Source organism: Flavivirga abyssicola (genome assembly GCF_030540775.2).
GTDB lineage: Bacteria > Bacteroidota > Bacteroidia > Flavobacteriales > Flavobacteriaceae > Flavivirga > Flavivirga abyssicola.
The window spans coordinates 4,628,509-4,653,224 of record NZ_CP141266.1; the positions used below are offsets into that span (position 1 = coordinate 4,628,509).

21 protein-coding genes are annotated in these 24,716 nt (G+C 30.9%); 15 read left to right on the forward strand and 6 right to left on the reverse strand.

The genetic code is table 11. From position 1 onward, the window contains the following. Positions 1-42: 42 nt before the first annotated feature. Positions 43-831, reverse strand: coding sequence for a helix-turn-helix domain-containing protein (locus Q4Q34_RS19340; RefSeq protein WP_303319017.1), 789 nt, complete (start codon positions 829-831; stop codon positions 43-45). Between the two features lie 107 nt (positions 832-938). Further along, positions 939-1,292, reverse strand: a complete 354-nt coding sequence (locus Q4Q34_RS19345; RefSeq protein WP_303319016.1) for a 4Fe-4S dicluster domain-containing protein — start codon at positions 1,290-1,292, stop codon at positions 939-941. Between the two features lie 76 nt (positions 1,293-1,368). Between Q4Q34_RS19345 and Q4Q34_RS19350 the strand changes: the two genes are divergently transcribed. The 10 genes from Q4Q34_RS19350 (at position 1,369) to Q4Q34_RS19395 (ending at position 14,256) form a co-directional block, all read left to right on the forward strand. After that, a complete protein-coding gene (locus tag Q4Q34_RS19350; RefSeq protein WP_303319015.1) occupies positions 1,369-2,427 on the forward strand; it encodes an acyl-CoA reductase in 1,059 nt (352 codons plus the stop codon). Between the two features lie 179 nt (positions 2,428-2,606). Beyond that, the gene (gene serC, locus Q4Q34_RS19355; RefSeq protein WP_303319014.1) at positions 2,607-3,671 is read left to right on the forward strand and encodes a 3-phosphoserine/phosphohydroxythreonine transaminase; all 1,065 of its coding nucleotides are present in this window, start codon (positions 2,607-2,609) and stop codon (positions 3,669-3,671) included. Positions 3,672-3,770: 99 nt separating this feature from the next. Further along, positions 3,771-4,721, forward strand: coding sequence for a D-2-hydroxyacid dehydrogenase (locus Q4Q34_RS19360; RefSeq protein ID WP_303319013.1), 951 nt, complete (start codon positions 3,771-3,773; stop codon positions 4,719-4,721). A 125-nt stretch (positions 4,722-4,846) separates the two neighbouring features. After that, complete coding sequence (locus Q4Q34_RS19365; RefSeq protein ID WP_303319012.1) at positions 4,847-5,485, forward strand: DUF937 domain-containing protein; 639 nt, start codon at positions 4,847-4,849, stop codon at positions 5,483-5,485. Positions 5,486-5,718: 233 nt separating this feature from the next. Next, positions 5,719-6,171: a DUF6146 family protein gene (locus Q4Q34_RS19370; protein ID WP_303319011.1), complete on the forward strand. Its 453-nt coding sequence runs from the start codon at positions 5,719-5,721 to the stop codon at positions 6,169-6,171. 36 nt (positions 6,172-6,207) lie between these two features. Beyond that, positions 6,208-6,510: a DUF6787 family protein gene (locus tag Q4Q34_RS19375; RefSeq protein WP_303319010.1), complete on the forward strand. Its 303-nt coding sequence runs from the start codon at positions 6,208-6,210 to the stop codon at positions 6,508-6,510. Positions 6,511-6,878: 368 nt separating this feature from the next. Next, positions 6,879-9,278, forward strand: coding sequence for a TonB-dependent receptor (locus Q4Q34_RS19380; RefSeq protein WP_303319009.1), 2,400 nt, complete (start codon positions 6,879-6,881; stop codon positions 9,276-9,278). An 11-nt stretch (positions 9,279-9,289) separates the two neighbouring features. Beyond that, positions 9,290-9,871, forward strand: a complete 582-nt coding sequence (locus tag Q4Q34_RS19385; RefSeq protein WP_303319008.1) for a type 1 periplasmic binding fold superfamily protein — start codon at positions 9,290-9,292, stop codon at positions 9,869-9,871. Between the two features lie 250 nt (positions 9,872-10,121). After that, positions 10,122-12,179: an ATP-binding protein gene (locus tag Q4Q34_RS19390; protein ID WP_303319007.1), complete on the forward strand. Its 2,058-nt coding sequence runs from the start codon at positions 10,122-10,124 to the stop codon at positions 12,177-12,179. 40 nt (positions 12,180-12,219) lie between these two features. Then, entirely contained in the window at positions 12,220-14,256 is a 2,037-nt protein-coding gene (locus Q4Q34_RS19395; RefSeq protein ID WP_303319006.1) for an ATP-binding protein, read from the forward strand. Here Q4Q34_RS19395 and Q4Q34_RS19400 read toward each other — a convergent pair. Together Q4Q34_RS19400 and folE are read right to left on the reverse strand one after the other, a co-directional pair. Beyond that, a complete protein-coding gene (locus Q4Q34_RS19400) occupies positions 14,243-14,521 on the reverse strand; it encodes a hypothetical protein (protein ID WP_303319005.1) in 279 nt (92 codons plus the stop codon). The two genes, Q4Q34_RS19395 and Q4Q34_RS19400, sit on opposite strands and share 14 nt — an antisense overlap. 58 nt (positions 14,522-14,579) lie before the next feature. Continuing rightward, positions 14,580-15,167 (reverse strand): GTP cyclohydrolase I FolE, encoded by a 588-nt coding sequence (gene folE / locus Q4Q34_RS19405; RefSeq protein WP_303319004.1) that lies wholly within the window; start codon positions 15,165-15,167, stop codon positions 14,580-14,582. Between the two features lie 437 nt (positions 15,168-15,604). Here folE and Q4Q34_RS19410 point away from each other — a divergent pair, with 437 nt between their 5' ends. Then, complete coding sequence (locus Q4Q34_RS19410) at positions 15,605-16,267, forward strand: ABC transporter ATP-binding protein (RefSeq protein WP_303319003.1); 663 nt, start codon at positions 15,605-15,607, stop codon at positions 16,265-16,267. Positions 16,268-16,296: 29 nt separating this feature from the next. Here the strand turns inward: Q4Q34_RS19410 and Q4Q34_RS19415 are convergent, their stop codons facing one another. Continuing rightward, positions 16,297-16,719 carry a hypothetical protein gene (locus Q4Q34_RS19415; RefSeq protein ID WP_303319002.1) on the reverse strand — a complete coding sequence of 141 codons (423 nt, stop codon included), beginning with the start codon at positions 16,717-16,719 and terminating at the stop codon, positions 16,297-16,299. Between the two features lie 112 nt (positions 16,720-16,831). On the opposite strand from Q4Q34_RS19415, the gene Q4Q34_RS19420 reads away from it, so the two are divergent. From Q4Q34_RS19420 to Q4Q34_RS19430, 3 genes are all read left to right on the forward strand, one after another. Further along, positions 16,832-17,596, forward strand: a complete 765-nt coding sequence (locus Q4Q34_RS19420; RefSeq protein ID WP_303319001.1) for a TIGR02757 family protein — start codon at positions 16,832-16,834, stop codon at positions 17,594-17,596. Between the two features lie 120 nt (positions 17,597-17,716). Continuing rightward, positions 17,717-19,540, forward strand: a complete 1,824-nt coding sequence (locus Q4Q34_RS19425; RefSeq protein ID WP_303319000.1) for a tetratricopeptide repeat protein — start codon at positions 17,717-17,719, stop codon at positions 19,538-19,540. Between the two features lie 208 nt (positions 19,541-19,748). Beyond that, positions 19,749-21,290, forward strand: a complete 1,542-nt coding sequence (locus tag Q4Q34_RS19430) for a T9SS type A sorting domain-containing protein (RefSeq protein ID WP_303318999.1) — start codon at positions 19,749-19,751, stop codon at positions 21,288-21,290. 375 nt (positions 21,291-21,665) lie between these two features. On the opposite strand, the gene Q4Q34_RS19435 is transcribed toward Q4Q34_RS19430, so the two are convergent. Next, on the reverse strand, positions 21,666-23,558 hold the full coding sequence (locus Q4Q34_RS19435; RefSeq protein ID WP_303318998.1) for a M61 family metallopeptidase: 1,893 nt from the start codon (positions 23,556-23,558) through the stop codon (positions 21,666-21,668). 97 nt (positions 23,559-23,655) lie between these two features. On the opposite strand from Q4Q34_RS19435, the gene Q4Q34_RS19440 reads away from it, so the two are divergent. Further along, positions 23,656-24,663: a glycosyltransferase gene (locus Q4Q34_RS19440; RefSeq protein WP_303318997.1), complete on the forward strand. Its 1,008-nt coding sequence runs from the start codon at positions 23,656-23,658 to the stop codon at positions 24,661-24,663. Positions 24,664-24,716 lie beyond the last annotated feature (53 nt).

Consider the following 24,716-nt stretch of genomic DNA (forward strand, 5'->3'; position numbering starts at 1 on the left):
TATTTGATAAGCAAATCTAAAAATTGAATAAAACCGACAAAATCATCGATTAGATAAATGATTAAGATAATAAGAAGGTGTTAGCCCTGTGTAACTTTTGAAAGTTCTTATAAAATGAGATTGATCGGAAAAACCACTATCATAACCAATATCTAATAAAGAATTGTAAGTAGATTGTGTTAACTTATTTATGGAACTTTGAAACTGAATTATCCTAGAAAACTGTTTAGGTGTTAAACCTATATAAGCCATAAAGTTACGTTCAAACGTGCGTTCGGTCATATAAATTTCATCTAATAAATCCTTTATTCTTATTTGGCCTTTATTCTGGATTATTATAGAAATAGCTTTTTCAATATTGTCGTTTTCAGAAACTTTATGTGTTCTAATCAATTCCCGCATTAAATCTGAAATGATACTCACTTGTTCATCCAAATTGTTAGCTTGTACTAGTGACTGTCTGTAACTCTCAACATTTAAATAATCAATTTGTAATAGATCATAACAATCATCATTTAAAACTTTAGGGTCTATACCCAATAAATATTTAGAAGCAAAAGGATATAATTGAATGACTACAAATTTATAAGGTCCCATTACATCCAAAGAAACTGGTGCCAGCGTTTGACCAAAAAGAAAAAGCTCTGATAATTTTTTGTTTTTTGGAAGAAGGAAGAAGTCATTTTCTGTTTGCTGAAACATAATTCCTGGATAGCCATCGGCATACAAAGGAATATTAGTATGTCCGTTAACATCAAAATTTTCATCTGTATAAATACAGTTTACAAAGGGAGCTAAATCATGATCTAGAATAAATGCTGCTGCTTTCAAGATAATATTAATTTAGTTTAAAGCTAAAATAATTCTTTATACGACTACAACAAAAAAATCCCAAGCCAAAGCTCAGGATTCATTTTATAATTTAAATAGATTATAAACTATCCATCAGGGTGCATAAAGCGTTGTTTAGCTAACAACTCTTCTTCTGTTTCAACCACATCTTCATCAGGTACACAACAGTCTACAGGACAAACTGCAGCACATTGTGGTTCATCATGGAATCCTTTACACTCTGTACATTTATCTGGAACAATATAGTAAATCTCATCACTTACTGGCTCTTGAGCCTCGTCTGCATCTACTTCGTTTCCGTTAGTTAATACAACCGTACCTTCTAAACTGGTACCATCTTTATAGCGCCAATCATCGGCGCCTTCATATATTGCTGTGTTTGGGCACTCAGGTTCGCAAGCACCACAATTTATACATTCATCTGTTATTATAATAGCCATAGCCTTTTTTCTCTTGAGTTTGCTTAAATTTGCAGACGCAAAAATAACGCCAAAACCATTCATAACCAAATACAGAATGAATTTACAACAAAGAATTAACGCTTTTGTAAAATTAGGAGATTTTTTAAGTCAATTTTCTAATGAAGTTATTGGAAAAAACGATAATGTTGAACACAATGATACATTCTTCGAAGGTTTTAAACATCAACTAAAATTGGCTGAAGAAAATAATGGGTGGTTTACACAAGAGAATATTCGGTTTTCAATTAAAAATTGGGCAGAAGCTTTAACAACAAAAAATCTCAATAAATGGTTAGAATCTTATCAGATTAATATCACTAAACCTAAACAAGTTGCCATTATTATGGCTGGAAATATTCCATTAGTTGGGTTTCATGATTTTTTATCAGTACTGATCTCTGGTCATCATGTTTTAATAAAACAATCATCAAACGATAAACATATACTCCCTTATTTGGCAAAGTATTTAGAATTTGTTCAACCAGAATTTAAAGGTATTATGACCTTTACCGAAGATAAAATTGAAGGTTTTGATGCCGTAATAGCCACTGGTAGTAATAATACAGCGCGTTATTTTGAGCATTATTTTAAAAACAAACCATCTATTATACGAAACAACAGAAACTCGGTAGCCGTTTTAACCGGACAAGAGTCTAAAGAAGAACTGGTGGCGCTTTCTGAAGATATTTTTAGATATTATGGTTTAGGCTGTAGAAATGTATCTAAATTATTTGTTCCCAAAAATTATAATTTTGATGCCTTTTTTGAAGCCATGTACCACTGGCACCCTATTATTGATAAAGCAAAATATGCTAACAATTATGATTATAATAAGGCTGTATATTTAATGAGTGAGTTTGATATGTTAGAAAATGGTTTTTTAATGATAAAAGAAGATGAAAGCTATGCTTCACCCATCGCAACAGTTTTCTATGAATACTATGATTCGCCCAAGCAATTGAAAGAAAAATTAAACATAGAAACACAGCAAATTCAATGTATTGTCTCTAATGGATTTACAGAAAATGAAATCGCTTTTGGAGCCACTCAAAAACCTCAACTTTGGGATTATGCGGATAGTGTTGATTCTATTGAATTTTTATTAGCAATTTAATCAAAAAATTATTGAATTTTTAGCGATAAATATCCAATTAATTAGCAACTTTGCATCTTAAATTTCATCCCACCCTCAATCTTTCCCATTGGGAAGGAAGGTTGGAGTTAAAAATAAATATTAACTAAAAATTCGCCCATAAAATTCCCTTTCACATAGAAAGGGTTAGGGATAGAAAAATGAAGAAACATAACTTTAGTGCAGGCCCATGTATTTTACCTCAAGAAGTATTACTTAAAGCTTCAGAGGCAGTCGTTGATTTGGATAACAGCGGTTTATCTTTAATTGAAATCTCACACAGAAGTAAAGCTTTTGTAGATATTATGGAAAAAGCTAGAGCATTAGCTTTAGAATTACTTGGATTAGAAGGCAAAGGTTACAAAGCTCTATTTTTACAAGGTGGTGCCAGTACACAATTTTTAATGGTTGCTCTAAATCTTTTAGAAAAGAGAGCCGGATATTTAAATGCTGGTACTTGGGCAGCTAAAGCCATTAAAGAAGCTAAAATTTATGATGATATATATGAATTAGGTTCTTCAAAAGATGCTAATTACAATTACATCCCTAAAGGTTACGAAATCCCTACAGATTACGATTATTTTCACTGTACTTCCAACAATACTATTTTCGGAACACAAATGAAAACATTTCCAAAATGTGACATTCCATTAGTTTGTGATATGAGTAGTGATATTTTTTCCCGTACATTGGATTTTTCTAAATTCGATTTAATCTATGCAGGTGCACAAAAAAATATGGGGCCAGCTGGAACAACCCTTGTGGTAATTAAAGAAGATATTCTTGGTAAAGTATCTCGTAAAATTCCATCAATGATGGATTATAAAGTACACCTAAGTAAAGGCAGTATGTTTAATACACCTCCTGTATTTGCAGTGTACACTTCCATGTTAACTTTAGAATGGTTAAAAAACCTTGGTGGTATTGCTGCCATTGAAAAAGAAAACGAAAAGAAAGCACGGTTAATGTATTCTGAAATTGATTTAAATCCATTATTTAAAGGGTTTGCTGCAAAAGAAGATCGCTCTGACATGAATGCAACCTTTACCTTAGAAAACGAAAACCTAAAGGAAACTTTCGAAACCATGCTTAAAGAAGCTGGTATTAATGGTTTAAACGGTCATAGAAGTGTTGGTGGTTATAGAGCATCTATGTACAATGCATTGCCTTTAGATAGTGTAAAAGCATTGGTTGAAGTCATGAGTGAATTAGAAAGTAAAGCATAAATTATAGTTTGTCATTCCCACGAAGGTGGGAATCTTATAAATTGAAACTTAATTATTAAAAGATTTCCGTCTTCACGGAAATGAAAAAAGTTATATTAAATGAAAGTATTAGCAAACGACGGTATTTCACAAAGTGGTATTGATGCACTGGAAAAAGGTGGTTTTGAAGTCATAACGACAACCGTGGCACAAGAACAATTAATTAATTATATCAACGAAAAGGACATTACAGTTTTATTAGTACGTAGTGCTACAACAGTACGTAAAGACTTAATTGATGCCTGTCCAAACTTAAAAATCATTGGCCGTGGTGGTGTTGGTATGGATAATATTGACGTTGAATATGCCAGAGAACAAGGCCGTAGTGTTATCAATACTCCAGCAGCATCTTCTCACTCGGTTGCAGAACTAGTATTTGGACACCTATTTGGGCTGGCTCGTTTTTTACATAATTCAAATAGAGACATGCCATTAGAAGGTGATTCCAACTTTAAAGGCTTGAAAAAAGCTTATGCAAAGGGTACTGAGCTAAAAGGAAAAACTTTAGGGGTTTTAGGGTTTGGTCGTATTGGTCAAGCAACTGCAAAGGTGGCTATTGGAGCAGGTATGAAAGTGGTTGCTTTTGATCCTTTTATGGATGAAGCTAATTTAGAATTAGACTTTTTTGATGGTCAGAAACTAAATTTTAACATTAAAACGATTTCTAAAGAAGACGTTTTAAAACAAGCCGATTTCTTAACGTTACACGTTCCAGCACAAGACGATTATGTTATTGGTAAACCTGAATTAGAAATCATGAAAGATGGTGCTATTCTTGTTAATGCAGCTCGTGGTGGAGTTGTTGATGAGGTTGCCCTAGTTGAAGCTATCACTAGCGGAAAAATTGCAAGAGCGGCTTTAGATGTTTTCGAAAAAGAACCTAAACCAGAAATGCAACTATTAATGAATCCTGCTTTATCGTTAACACCTCATACTGGTGCAGCAACTAATGAAGCCCAAGATAGAATTGGTACTGAATTAGCAGAACAAATTATTAGTATACTAAAATAATTTGGGTCGCTATGTGACCTAAAAGATAAAATGGAGTCCTAACTTATATGTTAGGACTTTTTTTGTACATTAACCAATCAATTTCACTAATCAACTTTTTCAATTAAATAAAACAATAAAATATTATGGCAGGAATTTTAGACTTATTAAACAGCGATCTTGGAAAAACAATTATCAGTGGTGTAGCTGGTCAAACTGGACAAGACGAAAGTAAAACCGGAAGCGTTTTAACCATGGCTTTGCCTGTTTTAATGCAAGCTATGAAACGTAATTCAGCGACCCCACAAGGAGCAGAAGGTTTGCTTAGTGCTTTAAATGGTAAACACGACGGAAGTATTTTAGACAACCTTGGTGGTTTATTTAGTGGTGGCGTAGATGATAATGTATTAAATGATGGAGGAAAAATATTAGGACACGTATTGGGAGGTAAACAGCAACATGTTGAAAATGCATTAAGCCAAAAATCTGGTATGGATGCCGGATCCATTGCTCAAATATTAAAAGTAGCTGCGCCTATACTAATGGGTGTTTTAGGAAAACAAAGTAGACAACAAAATGTAAGTAACTCAAGTGGTATTGAAGGTTTATTAGGCGGATTACTTGGAGGTAATTCTCCTAAACAAGAACAAAGTTTTATTGAATCTATTCTTGATGCTGATGGAGACGGAAGCGTTGTTGACGATGTAGCAGGCATGGTATTAGGTGGCAATAAAAAGAAAGGTGGCCTAGGCGGGTTGCTAGGTGGGCTTTTTGGAGGAAAGTAAATCATAGAGTCATAATAAAGCATAAAACGCCAAATATTACTGTTTGGCGTTTTTTTTTGTTAAAACAACTCAAAAACAACATTTTAAGGTATGGTTTTTGTAAATTTATTTGAAACAAAGAGCGCTTAAAAGAAACTAGTTCCTCAATGAGACGATCAGTTAACTCATTCTAGTTTTTATAATATAAAATTATATAGCACTTTTGAACAACAAATAGAAATCCATTAAAGGCTATGAAAAAAGTTATTTACATATTATTATTCTCATCTGTATCCCTATTCATTTTTAATTGTAATACAGCAAAACCAATAACATCCGAAAAAAACAAATCTGAAAAAGAACTGGCGGCCATTGTAAGCGATACGGTAACCATTGCTAATGAAGAGTTAGAATACGAAATTATCATTATAGAACCTGGTTTTAATACCTGGTTACTAACCACAGCTAGGCCAGAAGGTTTTTATTCACAACAATATCTAGAAAACAGAAATCTTATTTATGTATTAGAATGGAATCAAAGAGTACTTCAACCACAGCGTTTTGATCCCAATCTATATGAACTTCAAATTAATTACCAACCTGGGATAGATTATGGTTATGAAGTTAATTATAAGCTCTTTAACTATTTTATTTATTTCCAATTAACCTATAACCAACGATTAGCAGGATTTATTCCTCGAATTTAAAGTCTTTTTATTTACTTTTGCAATCAAATTGCATTTGTGAAAAAGTTAAAAGAACGCTGGGGCATTGAACATAATTGGCAAATTATTGTCATTCTATGGGTATTTGCCATTACTGGATCGACTGCTTCCTATATAGGTAAACCTATTTTAAACTATTTAAATATTACAACCGAAGCATTTGGAAGTTTTGGATATTGGACCATACGAATTCTTTTATTATTCGTTGTGTATCAATTTATGCTAGTATTCTTTGGATGGGTTTTTGGGCAATACACGTTTTTTTGGAACTTTGAAAAGAAAATGCTGCGTAGAATAGGTTTAAAGCGCTTTGTAGATTAGTGAATCGAATAAAACAACATATTGTTTTTAGAATAATAACCCTTTTGCTGGTTGTTACTTTACTAGTACCTACTGTTGTTAAGTTTGCTCATATTTTCTCACACCATGAACATGAAGTTTGTTTAGGGGAAGCAAAGACACACTTACACGAAATAGATTTAGATTGTGAGTTTTATAAATTTAAACTGAGCAACCAATATTTACATTTATTTAAATATGATGATATCATAAACGTTTCATCCTATTTTAAAATTCCAATATTAACATACAAATTTCTTGATAATCATCGGCAATTATCTTTTTCTCTTCGAGGTCCACCTGTTTTAGTTTAAAGTATACATTTCTTTAAACTAAATATATTTATAATAATGAAATATTATATATTGATTGTGGCTTGTTGTTTCATCAACATAGTTCATAGTCAAAACTGTGACTCCAGATTTTATGGAGAAGTTCATGATTTTCATGATGGTTCGCCTATTATAGCAGCTACCATTTACATTGAAACACTAGACAAATACACTACTACAGATATCGATGGAAAATTTTCTATTGCAAACCTCTGTGATGGAAAATTAATCGTCTCAATATCGCATTTGGGTTGTGAAACAAAACGATTAGAAATTCAAATTAGTGGAGATTCGTTTTATGTTATAAATTTAGAACATCATATAGAAGAACTCAACGAAGTTAAAGTTGAGGGGAAAACAATCACTAAATTAACTAAAACATCACAAGAAACACTGTTAAAAACGGATGCTATTGAACGTTTTAGTGCTTTTAGCTTAGGCGATGCATTAAAACAAGTTAGTGGTGTATCTTCTATAAATACTGGCAATTCAATTGTAAAACCTGTTATTAATGGTTTGCACAGCAGTAGAATAATAGTGATGACAAATGGTGTTCGTTTGCAAGATCAAGAGTGGGGTATTGAACACGCTCCAAATATTGATTTAAACACTGTAGGAAGTGTTAATGTAATTAAAGGAGCCGATGCTCTGGCTTACGGTGGAGATGCTATTGGAGGTGTTATTGTTTTGCAACCCTCTAATGTTAGTTTGAAAGATTCGCTTTACGGAAAAACAATTATTAGTGGTCATACTAATGGTAGAGGCTTTAGCTTAAATTCCTCATTAACAAAAACCTACAAAAAAGGTTGGTATGTAGGTGCACAGGCAACTATGAAACGTTTTGGTGATTTTGAAACGCCAGATTATAACCTTACTAATACTGGGTTAAACTCAAAGGGGTTTTCAATTAAATCTGGTTATAAAACCTTTGAACGAGGTTTCAATATCTATTACAGTTATTTGAATAATGACATAGCAATATTAAAATCATCGCATATTGGGAGCATTGAAGATTTGGTAAATGCAATTAATAGTCAACAACCATTAGTGATTGAAGATTTTAGTTATAATATCGAAGCACCACGACAAGATGTTACACATCAAATTATTAAAGCCGATTTTTACAAACGGTTTAAAAAGTTTGGACGTTTACAGGTACAATATGATTTTCAAAATAATCAACGTTTTGAGTATGATATTCGAGTTGGGGATGATAGGGATAAACCCGCAATTGACTTGACTTTAAAAACACACACCATTAGAACAAATTTAAAAGTTGATTCTAAAAGCGATAGAACTTATAAATTTGGACTGAATGTAGGGTATCAAAACAATTTTGCAAATCCTGAGACTGGTGTTAGGCGCTTGATTCCTGATTACGATAAATATGATGCTGGTGCATTTGCAATTTCAGATTTTAGATTAAGCGACAAAACCAATTTAAATTTGGGGTTTCGTTATGATTTTAGTCGTATAGACGCTAAAAAATTCTACATTACAAGTCGTTGGGAAGAACGAAATTATGATGCAGATTTTAGTAATATTGTTATTGATGATTTAGGGTCCCAATTGCTTACCAATCCTGTATTCGATTATCATAACATATCAGCTTCAGCTGGAATAGCTTATAAAATTAATGATAATGATTCATTTATGTTTAACTATGGATTATCCAATAGAGCGCCAAATCCTTCTGAGTTATTTAGTGATGGCTTACATCATTCTGCCGCTAGGATTGAGTTGGGTGACCTACGTATGAAGCAAGAAACATCAAACAGAATTTCTGGAACATATAAATATAACAGAAATGCATTATCAATAAACCTTGAAGCATTTTACAATCAAATTAGCGATTATATTTTTATAGAACCAACGGGAACCGAGTTAACCATTCGTGGGGCATTTCCTGTTTGGAGTTATAATCAAACTAATGCCTCGTTATTAGGTTTAGATGTTACTGCTAATTATAAGTTCAACGAACACTGGTTGCTTAATAATAAATCATCCTTTATTAAAGGAAGAGATTTAACAAAAAAACAAGCTTTGATTGATATACCATCATTCAAAACAGTTAATATTCTAGGCTATTCAAATAAAAGATGGTTACAGCTTAATACTGAATTACAAAGTGAACTAGTTTTAAGACAAAATGAGTTTCCAGATAACAACTTTGATGTTTATATACCCACAACAGATAGTGAGGTCTTATTGGATATTAGTTCGCCGCCACCAACCTATCATTTATTGCATTTTCATAATGATATAACTCTAAATTTATCAAAACAAACAAACCTGAATATAGGTTTAAATATTACTAACATTTTTAATACTTCTTATAGAGAATATCTTAACCGATTAAGATATTTTGCCGATGATTTAGGGAGAAATATTATGTTACAAGTAAAGTTTAATTATTAAAAAAATAAACCATGAATACATTAAAAAATAATTTAAAAAGTACATTTTTAATCTTATTATCAACTATTATATTTACTGGATGTTCAGATGATGATAACCCTGAAGTTGTTATTCAGGAAGAGGTTATAACAACGTTAACAGCAACCTTAGTTCCTGAAGGAGGAGGAACTACTATAACTTTTAAAAGCCTCGATTTAGATGGTAAAGACGGACCTAATCCTCCTGTGTTTACAGTATCTGAAGATTTACTTGCCAATACTACATATAATGGAAGTATGGAGATATTAAACGAAACCGAATCTCCAGCTGAGGATGTTACTGAGGAAATTAAAGAGTTGGATAAAGAACATCAGTTTTTCTTTCAGGCAACAAATAGTATAGCTACATTTACTTATGTAGATTTTGATGGTGATAGCAACCCGTTAGGGTTAGAATTTACACTTACGACTTCTGCAACTCCTGGTTCGGGAACGATTACTATTACACTACGTCATGAGCCTAATAAAAGTGCCAGCGGTGTTAGCGATGGTGATATAGCTAATGCTGGTGGAGAAACAGATGTACAAGCTATCTTCCCTATTACTGTTAAGTAAATAATAAAGGTTAAGTAATAATAAACGCCTCGATTTTAATAAAATCGAGGCGTTTATTATTACTCCCATTGTGCTAACATAAATAATATGTAAATACATTAAGGCAAATGTGGTAATTATATCAAATCTTAGCAAAACCTTTTCAACTAAGGTATATTTAATATGGGAAGAAATATTAGTTTGGGAATCACATATAATATTTTGTAAAAAAAATCTTATCTTTGGATGCTATTTAATAAACACATTCAGATTGAATAAATATTGTTTTTTTATAGCATGTCTTCTTGTTTGGTTTAACACAAATTCTCAAAACAATAGTTTTGATGTGATGTTAGATAGCATCCAAAGGTTACGAAGGTTCTCTAAAAATGAAAAATCAAATCTAGATATTAAATTCAAGTATGCAAAACTGGCAAGTGACCTGTCTTATAAAACTAAGATAGATTCCACTATTCTCATATCAAATACAAATCTCGCATATTTATATATGCTTAAGAACAATCTGGAGCATTCAAAAAAAATGTTAGATAAAAACTTAAAGCTAGCATATAAATTAAATGATTCTTCATCAATATTAAATACTTGTTCAATACTAGGTTACTATCATCATTTACTAGGAACACAAAACGATAGTGCTTATTATTATTACGATATAGCTCTCAAGCTTAGCAGAAAATTTAAAAGTGTAAGTATTGAAATCGATATATTGAATAATATTGCTGAATTACAATCTGATGAGCACAATTATGTTAATAGTGATGCCAATTTAATTGAAGCAATAAACAAAATAAATTCACTTCCAATAAATGATGAAAACCTTGATAAAAGATATTATTTGTACAATCAAATTGCTACTAATGCAAAGCATTTAAAGTTGTACGATAAAGCTATTGAGTATTATCAGAAGACTTTATTATTTAATGATAAAATATCTGACGAACATGAACTCGGTATTTACGTAAATAAATTCAAAAACTATTTAGATATCAAAATCAATTTAGCAGAAGTATATAAAGAAAAAAAAGATTATAAGAAGGCTTTATTTATATATAAAGAATTACTTGAAGACAAAAGCCTGTTAAAAAAAGATCCTTTATCATATATGACTATTCTAAATAATAAAGCTTATAATTTATTTTTATCCAAAAATAGTAACACAAAACACATTAATTCTTTATTTAATAAAGCTTATAAAATTTGTGACAGTTTAAATGCTTTATATGAAATAGCAGCTGGTGGTAATGATATGGCAGAGTTTTACCATGCTATTAATAAAAAGGATTCAGCTCTTATACTTTCTAAACGATCTTATAAAATTGGTAAAAGCATTAAAGAATATTACGAGGTTTCAAGAGCTTTGTTAACACTTTCTAAAATAGAGGAAGGAGAAATGGGAAAGCAGTATCTATACGAACATATAAAACTTAATGATAGCCTTCTTGATATTGAACGGGCTTCCAGAAACAAATTCGCCAGAATACAATATGAAACAGATAATTATATTGATGAAACAAAACGCTTAGGGACACAAAATATTTTAATAGTTATTATTGGGCTTATCATCATTTTAATCTTCATACTCATTTTTATTATAAGAATCCAAATTACCAAAAACAAAATGTTGCGCTTTGAGAGTGAACAACAAAAGGCAAATGATGAAATATATAGCCTTATGCTAAGACAACAAGCAAAAGTTGAAGAAGGACGCCTTTTGGAACGCCATCGCATTTCTGAAGAGTTACATGATGGTATTTTAAATAAGCTTTCAGGTTCTCGATTAGGGTTAGAGTTTTTGTCTATGGATGAGAGTAATTCAAACAAAAAAAATTACAGTTTCTATATTAATGAGATTCAATCTATTGAAAGAGAAATAAGAGACCTTTCCCATGAATTAAAAAACACATTATTAGATGCCGATAAAAATTTTATTACCATTTTGGAAGAATATATTCATAATCAAAGCAAACTCAATGCTTTTGCATATAGTATAAACCAAAATAACGTCATTTTTTGGGAAGATATTAATGATTATATAAAAATCAATCTATACAGAATTATTCAAGAGGCTATTCAAAATACTATTAAGCATGCAAAGGCGAATAGCATTACCATTAATTTATCTATAAACTCTAATAACTTATGTGTTGAGATTATAGATGACGGTATGGGTTTTGATTCAACTCAAAAAAATGAAGGTATTGGGTTAGTAAATATAGAATCCAGGATATCAAAACTTAAAGGAGCATACAAAATTAAGTCTGAAATAAAAAAAGGAACAGCATTAATGATTATAATTCCTCTTAGTTAATACTACATTGAATAGATATTGCCTCTACATAATATGCCTTTTGGGTCTTTTTAACACAAATGCGCAAAACAATAGTTTTGATGTGATGTTAGATAGCATTCAAAGGTTACGAAGGTTGTCTGAGAACGAAAAATCAAATCTAGACGCCAAATTTAAGTATGCAAAATTTGCAAGTGAATTATCATATAAAACTAAGATAGATTCTATTATTCTCAAATCAAATACAAACCTCGCATATTTATATATGCTTAAGAACAATTTGGAGCGATCAAAAAAATTATTAGATAAAAATTTAAAACTAGCATATAAATTAAATGATTCCTCTTATTCAATATTAGATACTTACTCACTACTAGGCTACTATCATCATATAATAGAAATACAAAACGATAGTGCTTATTATTATTACAATAAAGCCCTCAAAATTACTAGAAAATTAAAAAATGTAAACACTGAAATTGATATACTAAATAATATTTCTGAGTTACAATTTAATGAACACAATTATGTTAATAGTAATGCTAATTTAATTGAAGCAATAAATAAGATAAATTTACTTCCAAAGAACAATAAAAACCTTGATAAAATATCTTACTTATATAATAGAATTGCTTTAAATGCAAAATATCTAAAACTCTATGATAAAGCTATTGAATATCATCAAAAAGCTTTATCAATTAATAATAAAATATCTGATGAACATGAACTTGGTATTTACGTAAATAAATTCGAAAACTATTTAAATATCAAAATCAATTTAGCAGAAGCATATAAAGAAAAAAAAAATTATAAGAAGGCTTTATTTATATATAAAGAATTACTTGAAGACAAAAACCTATTAAAAAAAGATCCTTTATCATATGTGGCTATTCTAAATAATAAAGCTTATAATTTATTTTTATCCAAAAATAGTAACACAAAACACATTAATTCTTTATTTAATAAAGCTTATAAAATTTGTGACAGTTTAAATGCTTTATACGAAATAGCTTCTGGCGGTAATGATATGGCTGAGTTTTACTATGCTACTAATAAAAAAGATTCGGCTTTTATGCTTTCTAAACGATCTTATAAAATTGGTAAAAACATTAAAGAATATTACGAGGTTTCAAGAGCTTTGTTAACACTTTCTAAATTAGAGGAAGGAGAAGTGGGAAAACAGTATCTATACGAACATATAAAACTTAATGATAGCCTTCTTAATGTAGAACGAACCTCCAGAAACAAATTCGCCAGAATCCAATACGAAACAGATAATTATATTGATGAAACAAAACGTTTAGGAACACAAAACATTTTAATTGTTGTTATTGGACTTATCATCATTTTAATCTTTATACTTATTTTTATTATAAGAATCCAAATTACCAAAAACAAAATGTTGCGCTTTGAGAGTGAACAACAAAAGGCCAATGATGAAATATATAGCCTTATGCTAAGACAACAAGCAAAAGTTGAAGAAGGACGCCTTTTGGAACGGCATCGCATTTCTGAAGAGTTACATGATGGTATTTTAAATAAGCTTTCAGGTTCCCGATTAGGATTAGAGTTTTTGTCTATGGATGAAGGCAGTCCAAACAAAAAAAATTATAGTTTCTATATTAATGAGATTCAATCTATTGAAAGAGAAATAAGAGACCTTTCACATGAATTAAAAAATACATTATTAGACGCCGATAAAAATTTCATCACCATTCTGGAAGAATACATTCATAATCAAAGTAAACTCAACGCTTTTGTTTATAGTATAAACCAAAATAACGTCATCTTTTGGGAAGATATCAATGATTATATAAAAATCAATCTATACAGAATTATTCAAGAGGCTATTCAAAATACGATTAAGCATGCCAAGGCAACTAACATCACCATTAATTTCTCAATAAACTCTAATAACTTGCGTGTTGAGATTATAGATGACGGTATGGGCTTTGATTCAACTCAAAAAAATGATGGCATTGGGTTAGTAAATATAGAATCTAGGATATTAAAACTTAAAGGTGAACTTCAAATTATATCCAAACCTGAAAAAGGAACCATATTAAAGATACAAATACCGCTTTTTAAACCTCTATAATTTCCTCTTTCTTTTTAAAAACATAGGTATATAACCACATAAGCGTAAATGTTGGTACGACATCTAAACCTGGCAATGCTTCTTCTGTAAATGCTATAACACCAGCAATTTTACCAGCGTTCCCTTTATACAATCTAGTCATAATATAACCCGACAAAGGCGCCCAAATAATATCCGAAAACTCACCAATTCCAGGGATTACGAAAGAAATGTACCCAATAACATCTAAAACAATGCTAAGAACTAATTTTTTGTATTTTTTCATTAAGTAATATTAATACAACAAGATACGCAAGAAGCATACCAAAACCTTTAATTATAAACTACTTCCCTATCAATTTTAAAAACTCATTCCTAGTTTCAATTTTCTCAAATTGTCCCCTAAAACCCGAAGTTGTTGTAATAGAGTTTTGTTTTTGCACGCCACGCATCATCATACACATATGAGATGCTTCAATAACCACAGCAACTCCTTGTGGTTTTAAAGTATGGTTTATACAATCTAAAATTTGCTCTGTTAAACGTTCTTGTACCTGTAAACGTCTTGCAAAAACATCCACCACTCTAGGCAACTTACTCAAACCGACAATTTGTCCATTAGGGATATAGGCTATATGAACTTTTCCAAAAAAAGGTAAAATATGGTGTTCACAAAGGGAATACAGCTCAATATCTTTTACAATAACCATTTCATTATAAGACTCCTTAAACATAGCACTTTTAAGTATCTCGACAGGATCTTGATGGTATCCTTGTGTTAAAAACTGCATGGCTTTTGCTGCGCGTTCTGGAGTCTTTAATAGTCCATCGCGCTTAGTATCCTCTCCTAAATCTTTAATGATATTTTTATATCTATTCTTAACATCATCTGTCACTTGCATGTTGTACTCTTCAAATTTCTTATATGGCATAGCGGTTTAGTATCTTTTTGAATTTAAAAACATAATGTTTAAAGTTAAGCAAATTTCAACTTTAATTAATAAAATTAAAATTTTAACGACAGATTCTAGTTATAATTTAGACAGTATTGATTTTGAACCAAATATTAAATATTAACTTCAGTATCTGGAGTTGATATCTCCAATATTCACAGCAATTTGCTCCCAGAATCTAAATTATAGCACTTTATCGAAATCAATTATTTAATAGAAGAACCACTTCAAAAAAACACCTACTTTAAAAGCCTTAACACCTTATTTAATTAGCCTATTGATCATACGTTTTCTCTTCATTTTATCTATTTTATGGTTCACAATAATCTAAAAAATGCTTTTTAAAATAAAAGTAATGGCCAAATCGTTGCTAATAAATCTATAAAGTAGTATTTTCAGCGTTCCAATTATTCAAAATGATTCAGGCAAAAAATATTCATAAATACTATAATGATTTACACGTACTAAAGGGTGTAGATATTAACATAAAGAAAAGTGAAGTTGTTTCTATTGTTGGTGCATCTGGAGCTGGAAAAACGACCTTATTACAAATTTTAGGTACTTTGGACTCAGCTTCTGCTAATGGTAAGTTTGAACTAAACATAAATAATACCAATATTAGTGATCTTAATGACAAAAAACTAGCTAAGTTTAGAAATGAACATATTGGTTTTATATTTCAATTTCATCAATTACTTCCAGAATTTACAGCTTTAGAAAATGTATGCTTACCTGCCTTCATTAAAGGCACTAAAAAAGCTGAGGCAGAAAAACAAGCCATGGAGCTTTTAGATTTTTTAGGTCTATCTCATCGATACGATCATAAACCAAATGAATTATCTGGTGGTGAACAACAACGTGTTGCTGTTGCTAGAGCATTAATAAATAATCCCGATTTAATTTTTGCAGATGAGCCTTCTGGTAATTTAGATAGTGAGTCTGCCGAAATGCTACATAGTCTATTTTTTAAATTACGTGATGAATTCGGGCAAACCTTCGTCATTGTTACGCATAATAAAGAATTAGCTGATCTGGCCGATAGAAAATTAACGATGGTAGATGGGAGAATATTAGTTTAAGACTAACAATGTTTTTATTTTCTTCTTAATTAATTAGTTATTTTTTTGAAAATATAACTACAACCATCCATACATATTATTGTTATTGGGGTTAAAGTCAATACATCTGATTCTAAACTCGCCCTATAAGAAATACCTTTTTCGTATTTTTTAAATTTATCGCAATTATACATTAAATTCAATGTATCAGACTCAAATTCAAATTTACCTTCTGTACAATCAAGTAAATGATCAGATACAAAAATACCGTTGTTCAAAAAAGAATACTCTGCCCCATTTTCTACATCAACTTTAAATTGAGGTCCACCCACACTCATATATTGTTCAACTAACTTCCATTTACCGAAGATAGCATTATCGTCAGTTGGATTATTAAGTTTTTGCTCACTGCTACTACACCCTGTTAAACAAACTAAGAAGACTGCTACAACACTAATTCTAAAATTATTCATTATTATAAGTTTATTAACTAGATGGTTTTATTTCTATATGGTTGCGTACAATATTGAAAAATTAAACAAATTAGTACTCGACAAGAATACTTACTTTTGAAAAAAAATAATTTTGAATAAAGAAGACCTTAAAGACTTTCTAGATGCTAAAGTCATTCAATATAACAATCCAAAGTTTATTGAAAGCGATCCTATCCAAATTCCGCATCAATACAGCAAAAAAGAAGATATAGAGATTTCAGGATTTTTAACCGCAACCATTGCTTGGGGAAATAGAAAAAGTATCATCAATAACGCAAAACGATTGATGGAATTGTTAGACAATTCTCCCTATGATTTTGTTTTAAATCATTCAGAAACTGATTTAGATAAACTAATGCCTTTTGTTCATAGAACCTTTAATGGTAACGACTGCATCCAATTTATAAAATCACTCAAACATATTTATAAAAACCATGACGGATTGGAATCTGTTTTTTCAAAACATGTAAAAACGGAGCCACTACAAACATCTATTTCAAAATTCAAATCAACATTCTTTGAAATTGAGCATTTACAAAGGACTCAAAAGCATATCAGTGATCCTTTAAAAAACTCTGCTGCTAAACGTATTAACATGTTTTTACGTTGGATGGTTAGAAATGATAACACAGGGGTTGATTTTGGTATTTGGAAGACCCTCTCGCCTTCTCAATTATCTTGCCCTTTAGACGTACACTCAGGTAATGTGGCGAGAAAGTTAGGCTTATTACATCGTAAACAAAATGATGCTAAAGCCTTATTTGAATTAGATACTGCTTTAAGAAAATTAGATGCAAATGATCCTGTTAAATATGATTTCGCTTTATTCGGATTAGGCGTTTTTGAAGGGTTTTAAAATTTAGACTCATAGTATTTTACTACCAAAGCAATATACTATTACAAGATTAATCGTATTTTAGTTGTCAATGTATTTGCTTAGCTATTGATTTCAGCACATTTATTCTCTTAAAAAAAAATGATTTTTTTCAAATTAACATACATTTTAACCATATCTATTTTTGTTGGTATTGGAAACAATACAATGTCTGGCAACTTAGTTGGTAAGCCTAATATATTTAAAAAGTCGGATAAAGACGTTTTTTCTTCAATGAGCGGTAGATTTTCTTCGCAAAAACTTTCTTTAAAAGAAAGTGAAATTGTTTCCAATAATGAATCTATTAAGCTTTTAATAGAGAAAGCTGCCAATTATAGTAAAAAAAATGATTTTGAAGAATCAAACAATCTTTTGTTAAAGGCGATAGAGTTGATAAAAAAAGATGGCGGCATTTTAGATCTGGGCTATTGCTATAACAAAATGGGCACAAATTACTATGACTCAAACGATGAAAAAAAGGCTCTAGAATATTATTCTCTAGCTGAACTTACTTATGAAAAAACAGACAGTATAACACCTTCTAAAATCTATAATTTAACACACTTATCTTCGCTTTACACTTTACGATCTCGTTTTACGGAATCTCAGAAACGCCTTAACAAGGCACTAAATTATGCCCAAAAAACAGGAAAAAAGAAATCTTTAGCAGTAGTGTATAATATTTTTTCGGAAGTATACTTAATGCAAGGAGACATAGAAAAGTCTATAGATTACTTAAAAGAAATTGAAAAACTTTACTCTGATGACAAACAGAATAGAATTATAACAATTGCTAAAGTAAATATGTTAAGCACTTATATTGAATTTGGTCAATACGAAAAAGCAGATTCTTTACTTAAAAACTTACCTGACAACTTGAAAACACCTGAAGAGTTGTACTATGTGAATTTTTGCAATAGCGCCATTTTTCTTGATAAAAAAGAATACAGCAAAGCCTTAAGTTACAATTCTAAAGCCTTGGCAATTGCAAAGAATAACACCCCATTTATAATAGCAGCTAATTTTCAAAGAGCAAACATCTTTGAGTCCAAAGGTGACATTTTTAAAGCCATAGAGATCTTGGAACAATCCATGAGTTCCATTAATGAATTTCAAAGAATTAGCCACAAGGGTGCCACCCTATTTACACTTGCTGAGTTCTATAAAAAAATAGGAAAACATGTAAAGTCTAATGAACTTTTACATGATTATATTGCTAATGAAGACAGTATTCGAAAAATAGAAGAATTTAATAACTCTGAATTTCTAAAAACCATGTTTAATGTAGAAAAAACGGAGTTTGATTTAGAAAAAAAGGAAAGGGAATTAAACTATTTATCAGAAAAAAATAGGACAAGAACTATTTATAATACCATTTTATTAATATGCCTGATCTTATTGATTATACTATCTATAAGTATTTTTATTAAGAGAAATAAATTGCATCTTTCGGAAAAGAAAATTCAAAAAATTGAAAATGATAAACTTCAACAAAGTTTGGATTTTAAGAATAGACAAATCACAAATTTTTCAATTCACATAAAAGAAAAAAATAAACTTTTAGAAAAGATAAAAAAGAAAATCTCTGATTTAGGCAAGAAAGAACCAAATCTTAAAAAATCGCTTTCTGAAATCTCCTTAAATATTAATGAAGACATAAAGTATAATAAATCAAAAATTGAATTATACTCTAAAATACAGGAAAACAACAATAAATTTTTAGATAATTTAAATCAGCGTTTTCCTCATTTATCTGTTAAAGAACAAGAAATTGTACAGTTTTTACGACTCAACTTATCTTCTAAACAAATTGCTTCTCAACTAAACCTTTCCATTTATAGTATAGATACCTATCGATCTAGAATAAGATCAAAAATGAGGGTGGACAAAAAACAAAAGTTAAGTGATTTCATCAAAGAAATTTAACATGGGCCCGTTTTTCAAAAGTATAAAATCTTTAGTCTAGAATTTTAGAAATCTGACTTGTTTTTTTGTTAATATCCTGTAATTCAAAGAAAAGTACAGAAAGTATCAATGTAAAACAGATAGTAATTACAGTTTTGTCAAGGTTCATTTTATAGGAACTTGAACGACTTCGAATTAGTTTTGTCAAAAAAATAATAATTCGATACTTATGAAAACAATTTTACAAAATCAAAAGAAAAATTTAATAGCCCAATTGGTGCTTGCTTTAATTTTAATTTCCTCCCCCTTAACATTAATCTCTCAAAATCAAATAGGCTCAGATATTTTTGGAGAAGCTGCAAATGATTTATCTGGTTTTGCTGTAAGTATGTCCGATAATGGGCAGTTTGTTGCCATAGGTGCATTTAATAATACAAATTCTGCTGGGGCTGCTGGTAGTGTTAGAGTTTATGAAGACGTAGCCGGTGTATGGACGCAAGTTGGACAAGATATAGATGGCGATGTAGATTTAGAAAGTAGTGGTTTTGCAGTTTCTATCTCTGCAGATGGTACGATAGTCGCTATTGGTAGTCCCGACTATAAGGTACCCACTGGTGAAGCAGTAGGACGACTTCGCATTTTTGAGAATATTGCCGGAACTTGGACACAAATTGGTAGCGATATTACAGGTACAGGAGATGGCGATGCTTTTGGTAATCATGTTAGTTTATCACATAACGGTAATTATGTATCAGCAGGAGCTTTATTTAACAGTGATGCTGGCAATGAAGCCGGGCATGTAAAAGTTTATGAAAATGTAGGTGGCAATTGGGTGAAAAGGGGACAAACCTTAGTAGGAACCGCAGCTGGAGATAGAACTTCCAATCATTCTCTTTCAGCCAATGGAGAAAAAATAGCTGTAGCCTCTTTAGCTAATGCAGATAATGGTAATTTAACGGGTAAAATTAGAGTATTTGAATACGATTTCTTTTTTGATGAATGGTTACAGGTTGGTCAAGATATAAATGGCTTGAACGAAAGAGATCAATTAGGTTCTGGTGGTTTAGCCTTATCTGATGATGGAAACGTTGTAGGTGTTGGTGTACCTTTCGCAGATATAACTAATCTTCCTGGTCTTGCTCGCATTTATAATTTCAATAGCGGAACTAATATGTGGGAACAAGTAGGTGCCGATATTGAGTCAGACCTCGTTTTCGGAACTTTAGGAAATGGAACTGGGTTATCTTTATCACCTAATGGAGATACCGTAGCCATTGGTATTCCTGGAGACGCATCTAATTTAAGTTTGCCCCGAGGTTCTCTAGTTAGAATTTACAAAAATCAATCTGGCAACTGGGTAAAGGTTGGAGATGATATCGAAAGTGTTTCTCCTTTAGATAATTTTGGATGGAGTGTTTCGATGTCTGGGAATGATAAAGTTGCTATTGGTGGTTATCTTAATGGCGGTAATGGAGCTAATTCCGGTAATGTTAGAGTTTATGACATTAGTGCAGGGACCTTAAGTTTAGAGAATGAAGCAATTACAACTTCAGAAATTGTGGTTTATCCTAATCCGGTTTTTAACCAATTAAATGTATCGTTAAGAAATGATGTAGAATTAGAATCTATTGTTTTATACAATGTATTGGGCAAAGAAGTAAAAACATCTAACACCACAACTATAGATGTATCTTATCTATCTTCAGGCTTATATTTAGCTAAAATCAATACAACAAATGGTAGTATTACAAAAAAAGTAACTGTAGAATAAAAATCCATTGAGTTAGTCACTAACTGCTAAACATAATATTTGTTTAGCAGTTTTTTATTACTATAATAATTCTTTCAATCTAGTCTTTTAAATTTAACCGTAAGATAGATATCCCTGTTGTTTCTTTTTGCAATACACATGTGCCACAATGCTCTAAAAACATCATAAAAAAACGATTGATAAATTATCTTCACCAATCGTTAATCCTAAATCGTAATTCTAAAATCCTATTTAACGCAAATCCGACATAAGTATTTACTATTATTACTTATAACAATCTGATATTTATAAATACTCCTTTTCGAGCATTCAACCCCATTTTAAACTATTGAAAAAATCAACCTATACAAAAAATGTTGCGTCAAGCTCTAGTAATTAGCCTCGTAACCAAGCCTTTCTCAATGCCTTTTGAGCATCAGTAGCATCGGCTTTTTCTATAATGGCCTTACCATTAGTATACGATTGTGTTGTTGTTGTTTTTATGACAACTTCTTCACCTCCTCTTTCTAATTTTACTTCAATGTCTTTTCCTGGTTTCCACATAAAAACATTTTGTAATATCTTGTTAGCGTTTTGAAATGTTAAAGCCTCACCATCAACAGATTTAATAACATCATTGGCTTGTACGCCTTGTTCTACCCAAAAACTATTTTTTAATACCATATCTGTAAAAAATATGGTACCGTTTTCTGGGTCTCCACTTACTATAGGTGCGCCATTCATTAATATGTAATTAGCTTTTATTTTAGCTTCTCCAAATTCTAAACCTGCTTTTTCTAAAAAAGCATTATAGTTTATTGGTGTATCCCCAATAACATGCGTATTGAAAAACTCTCGTAATGACGGGTAAGTCATGGCTACAATTTCGTCTATTAGCTTATCGTCTTCAAATGGTTTGTTTTTTCCATATTTATTCGATAGCTCTTTCATTAAAGATAAAATCCCTCTATTCCCATTGCTTTCTTCCCGCATCAATATATCAATACACATACCAATTAATGCGCCCTTTTGATACACATTTAAATATTGATCTTTATAAGGATCTTTTAAAATATTCTCGCTCATTATGGTAAAACTCATAGTATCATCCAAGGCTTTAGATTGTTGAATTTTACCCATAATTTTATTATAAAACTCAGCCTCCTCAACAAGTCCTTGGTTTACCTGAAATAACGTTGCAAAATATTCTGTTACCCCTTCATACATCCATAAGTGTTTTGAGAAAGTTGGATTGTTATAATCAAAATAATGCACATCTTCAGAATGTACACTCAAAGGCGTTACTATATGAAAAAACTCGTGAGATACCACATCTATCATACTTTCTTCCAAAGCTTCTTTTGGCATAGATTCTGGCATCACGACCACTGTAGACGTATGGTGTTCTAAAGCTCCAAAGCCTTTTGGGGATTCCTCTTTACCTTCAGATAGATACAAATAAATATCATAACGTGGCGTCGTATTAACATCTCCTAGATACGTTTTTTGAGCTTGCATCATTTTAAAAATAGTCTCCTTTAAAGATTTAGCAGAATGCACTTTATTAGGAGAATATACACTTAATACAATTTTAATATCCCCAACTTGAAATTCTTCAACATCTAAATTACCATACATCATCGGGTTATCTGTAATTTCAAAATATCTAGAGGCAAAATAACTAGTTGTTATGTTTTTCCCGTCCTCGCTGGTTTTAGTACCTACAGTTTGTAATGCAGAAGTACGTACAAAATCTGCAGAAGCTGTAACATCTAATTTATATTGATTGTTTTTTAAAGAATCAAAATACCCTATAAAACCGTGTAAATTCAACACGTAATTATCAGGCTCTATATTTGTTCCCGAGGGCGAAAAAGGAGTATCTTTCCCTATCCCTCCTTTAACTTCTATATCATAAGTATCATTAACAAAATAAGTGATTTTATCTAATTTCTTGGCGTTACTAATAGACCAAGTATTAGTATCTACTTTATTTACTGGTATCTCATTCCCATCATAATCAATAGCTTTAAAATCATCAACATACTTCCCAAAATCGCTTACCGAATAGGTACCTTGTATTACTTTTGGCAAACGGTATGTTACGGTTTCTACTGTAAAACGTCCAGGATTAATAGTTACTGGAGCTTTATCGTTATCGATATCCGCTAGATTTATTGATGTTGCTATTGGCAAACTTGTTGCTAAATCATTTTTTGTATTCTTTGTAGAACTACAACTGGCTAGTAAAATGCCTGCAAATAATGCAGCAAATGTCTTAGTATTCATTTAATTAATTTTAGTTTTCTTATTGACGCACAAAATACCACTATGTTACGGTCTCTATTCTTAAGGTTATGTTAAAAAGATAAATTATATTCGCCTAATGCAAAACCCCTTAGTTAGTATACTCATCCCTTTCAAAAATACAGAAACCTATATTGAAGCCTGTTTGGTTTCTATATTGAATCAAACTTATACGAATTGGGAACTACTTATTGTTGATGATTCTTCCTCTGATTCTAGTTTTAATATTGCTGAAAAATTTGCAAAAAAAGAGGACAGAATAATTCTTTTAAAAAATAAAGGCGCTGGTATTATTGATGCACTAAAATTAGCTTTTAAGCACAGTAAGGGAACATTTATTACCCGAATGGATAGTGACGATATTATGCATGCTTGCAAATTAAACGTATTAGTAACTAATTTATTAAACTACGGAAAGCAACATGTGGCCACCGGATTGGTTAATTATTTTTCGGAAGCAGGCATTAAAGAAGGTTACAAAAATTATGAAGTATGGTTGAATAACTTAACTAAAACAGGCCATAATTATTCCGAAATTTATAAAGAATGCGTCATTCCTTCCCCTTGTTGGATGATTCATAGAAACGATTTAATAGCATGTGATGCTTTTAACCCAGATAGATATCCAGAAGATTACGATTTAGCATTTCGGTTTTATAAACACAATTATAAATGTATCCCTTGTGACACTATTATACATGACTGGAGAGATTATAGTTCCAGAACATCTAGAACCCATGTTCATTATGCAGAAAATCATTTTATTGACATAAAACTACATTACTTTTTAGAATTAGATTACAATCCCGATAAATCGCTTGTTGTTTGGGGGGCTGGTAACAAGGGAAAAATAGTCGCTAAAACGCTTATTAAAAAAAATATCTCTTTTGAGTGGATTTGTGACAACCCCAAAAAAATAGGAAAAGATATTTACGGTATTATACTAAAGCCTTTCAATGCTTTAAAAGACATCAAGAACCCGCAAAGTATCATTACTGTTGCTAATAAAGACGCACAAATAGAGATTAAAAACTATATGGATACGCTACGTATGAAGAATATTTATGATTATGTTTTCTTTTGTTAATGTTAAGAAGCTTATTAAAATATTCATTCTTATTCAATCATTAAAAAATGAAA